Here is a 1,405-nt window from a genome sequence, read left to right on the forward strand (position 1 = left end):
GGACAGCCTCGACGCTCGTCTCGGCGTTCGCCTCGTTCAGCTACCAGGCCGGCGAGATGTTCCGGGTCCGGTTGCAGTGCGTCGGCCCGACCATCCGCGCAAAGGCGTGGCCGGTGGGCGACCCCGAGCCGCATGACTGGGCATCAGGTACCGACACCGAGATCGCGAACGGCGCGCGGGTCGCGGTGCAGGCCTTCCGGGGTACCGGCAACACGACGACGGACCTCGCAGCGATGTTCGACAATTTCTTCGTCCGCCCGCTGCGGCCTGCGATCAGTGACGTGTTTGATCGGACAGTCGCGTCAGGGTGGGGGAACCTGACGTCCGGTCAGGCGTGGATCAACTCGGACTCGTCGAAGATGAGTGTGGGCAGCGGTCGAGGACTTCTGTCGGCAAACGCGAACTCGTCACTGCTGGCAGCCATTGCCTCCCCGTCGTCGGACGTGGAGGTTCGGGCGGTCGTTGATTTCGCTCAGGTGCAGACCGGCGCGTCGAACTCGTTCACCGTGGCCGCCCGGGCAGCGACTTCGTCAACGGGCGGGGACCGCTATCGGATTTCTGGGGAGTACTTCCAGACCACCGGGACGTTGACGGTGAGCCTGGCAAAGACAGCGACCAGCAGCACCAACCTCTCGACCCTGTTCAATGCGACCTATACACCGGGTACCGGATTGAACGTTCGTCTCCGCTGTGTCGGCTCGAAGATCATGGGCAAGGCGTGGCTGGTTGGGCAGGCTGAGCCCGCGTGGACCGAGGTTCAGGACACGTCGTTGGTGACAGCGGGGTTTGTCCGCTGCGAGCAGTTCCGGGCGTCCGGAAACACGTCCACGGACCCGTCGGTGTTCTACGAGGACTTCCAGGTCATCGACCTGTCCCGGCCGCTGCGCATCGATACCGGCGCGACCATGCTCGACCGCGCCCGGCTCGTTGCTGTCTGACCAACCGTCACAACAGGAGGTGACCGCCGTGCCGAAGACACTGACCGAGCTCGGTGACACCGCCTCCGAACTGCTCGCCGAGTACCGCGCGCAGCGGCAGCGGCTGGCCACCATCCACGCCTACATGACCAACCGGAAGCAGGACATCTACGTCCCCCGCTCCGCGTCCCGCGAGTACCGCGCCCTGGTCGACCAGGCCCGGTTCAACGTGCTGCCCCTCGTCGTGTCGACCGTCGCGCAGGCCCTGTACGTCGACGGCTACCGGCAGACCGGTCCCGACGGCCTCGCCGTCTCCAGCGCCAACGCCGACGTCTGGGACAAGGTGTGGCAGCCCAACCGTATGGACGCCCGGCAGGCCGCGCTGTACCGCGCAGCGCTCACCTACGGCTGGTCGTACTGCCTCGTCGAGCCCGGCGAGCCGGTGCCGGTCCTCACCCCGTACTCGCCGCGAGACGCCGTCGCGATCT

At 67.0% G+C, this 1,405-nt stretch carries 2 protein-coding genes; both read left to right on the top strand.

What is annotated here, in order from left to right; genetic code table 11:
- Positions 1-938 (top strand): hypothetical protein (locus ABD401_RS24965; RefSeq protein WP_344609939.1); only part of this gene is annotated, 938 nt, incomplete at its 5' end.
- A gap of 28 nt (positions 939-966) precedes the next feature.
- Positions 967-1,405 (top strand): phage portal protein (locus tag ABD401_RS24970; protein WP_425566249.1); only part of this gene is annotated, 439 nt, incomplete at its 3' end.

The organism is Sporichthya brevicatena, assembly GCF_039525035.1.
Classification (GTDB): domain Bacteria; phylum Actinomycetota; class Actinomycetes; order Sporichthyales; family Sporichthyaceae; genus Sporichthya; species Sporichthya brevicatena.